The 2,108-nt window shown below is 43.4% G+C and carries 2 protein-coding genes; one reads left to right on the top strand and one right to left on the bottom strand.

Going from position 1 to position 2,108, the window contains the following annotated elements; genetic code table 11:
• A partial coding sequence (locus tag A3757_RS17190; protein WP_255374992.1) for an acyl-CoA dehydrogenase family protein occupies positions 1-650 on the top strand: 650 nt, incomplete at its 5' end.
• A 5-nt stretch (positions 651-655) separates the two neighbouring features.
• On the opposite strand, the gene A3757_RS17185 is transcribed toward A3757_RS17190, so the two are convergent.
• On the bottom strand, positions 656-1,963 hold the full coding sequence (locus A3757_RS17185; protein ID WP_068512650.1) for an AarF/ABC1/UbiB kinase family protein: 1,308 nt from the start codon (positions 1,961-1,963) through the stop codon (positions 656-658).
• Between the last annotated feature and the right edge of the window lie 145 nt (positions 1,964-2,108).

Here is a 2,108-nt window from a genome sequence, read left to right as displayed (position 1 = left end):
TTGTCTGGGCTCTGACGGATAAGAGTGCGGCAAAAGGAAAAGGCATTTCTTGTTTCCTTGTCGAGGCGGGGACTCCCGGCCTAATAATAGGAAAACCCGAACAAAAGATGGGACAAAAAGCCTCTTCTACTTGTCAGCTTAGTTTCGATAACTGCAACATTGATGACAGTGCACTTTTGGGTGATCTAAACAAAGGCTATCGTGTCGCCGTTGGCGAACTGGCCGGCGGCAGAATAGGCGTCGGCTCATTAGCACTTGGTATTGCTCAGGCAGCCATCGACTATGCAACGATATACACAAAAGAACGTGAGCAATTTGGCAAGGCAATCGCGAACTTTCAAGGTATCCAGTGGATGTTAGCGGACACCTACACAGAACTAGAAGCTGCACGTTTGCTCCTTATGAGCGCGGCCTACACAAAAGATTCTGGCGCGCCGTTTTCAAAACAGGCATCAATGGCCAAGCTATTTTCAACAGAAGCCGCCAACAAAGCTTGTTATACAGCACTGCAGTTGTTAGGAGGCAATGGCTATATTAAAGATTATCCTATAGAGCGTCTTACTCGTGATGCACGCGTAACAACAATCTACGAAGGTTCCAGTGAAATACAGCGCATTATTATTGCTAAACAAATACTCAGTGAAGCATAGCTTAATCAGCCTTGCAGATAAGGGGCCAACTTAGAACGGAATTCCGCCTTAACCCCCATACTTTTGAGTATCCAGTACTGACCACTTATCATCCGGTCAATATATAAGCTTTCAACCGGCGGGCTAAAGTGCGACATATGTTTAAAGAACAAATGAGTTTGTTTGGCCGCTTCGATATGCAAAGAAGCAGATTCATAGTCATAGTCGTCATTTGTCAGAAAGGGCTCAAATAAAATATTCCGCCAAACTTTGTAGTAGTCTGAACCTGGTGAAGGTTTACTCTCGACCCGCGCACCTAATCTAATAAGCGCATCATCTAGCGCATCATAATCTTCCGCCAAACTAGCAACAATCGCATCTTTATAGGCTGCTAAAACTTCATGCTTAAGCGTTTTAATACAACCAAAATCATAAACAATAACTGAACCGTCTTTTCGAAAAGCAAAATTACCGGGGTGCGGGTCGCCATGAATCTGTTTGAAGTCAAATAGCTGCTCAGCCATAACTTCAAATAGTCTTTCGCCGAGTTGATTGATCTGATCCTGAGTATACTGCTCACGCTTTAGTGCTTGTATATCGTCTCCTGGTAGGTATTCCATCGTTAGAATATGCCTATTTGATAAGTCTTCGATAACCGATGGAATGAGTATCTTTGGATGCTTATCATGAAAACTTTGAAACATCGCAATATTTGCAGCCTCATTATTATAATCGAGCTCCTCATGTAAACGATCCCTAATCTCGGCAAATAGAGCGTCAACACTTTCTTTTGGCATCTTCAGCAAGCCACCTAGCTTAAGCGCTAACCTCAACTGCTTTAAATCAGAGTCGCATGACTCAGCAACCCCTGGATACTGAACTTTGACGACAACTTCTTGCCCTTGCTTAGTACAGGCACGATGAACCTGCCCAATTGAAGCAGCGGCATGCGGCTCTTCATCAAAACGACTGTAAAGCTCATCCAAAGGCGCGCCTAACTGGAGCTCAATCTGAGCCTTAATTATACTAAATTCAACTGGGGGCGCTTCTTTCTGGAGTTTTACTAATGCTTCTGAAAACTCTTTGGGCAATAAATCTTGAGTTTGTGATGCGATCTGTCCGATTTTCATCACAGCCCCCTTAAGCTCACCTAAAGTATCGACGACATCACCAGCCATTTTAGAATAGGTTTCGCGTTTACTTAAGGCAGCATTATCATCAGATTTAAAAACCGACTTGACCCGGTCAGAGGCATAACGACCGGCTACAGAGGCTGTCATTCCAGCTAATTTGATAAAACGTCCTTTCCGGGAACTAATTGTTTTTTTGGGCATAGTTTATATCGAGAAGCATTAAAGGGTGATTTTGACAAACAGCTGTCATTTAACGATTACGTTAATCTATTTAACACTTAAATTGAGGTACTCTGCAACAAAGGGGGGCTTAGTTGGGACTGAATAACGGCGCTTTAGTCCTAGA

The sequence above is a fragment of the Oleiphilus sp. HI0117 genome (genome assembly GCF_001635235.1).
This window is presented reverse-complemented; position numbering and strand designations above follow the sequence as displayed.

What these genes read in the sequence shown, in the direction of transcription:
- A3757_RS17185 (WP_068512650.1), bottom strand. Translation starts at nt 1,963, where the DNA reads ATGCCCAAAAAAACAATTAGTTCCCGGAAAGGACGTTTTATCAAATTA.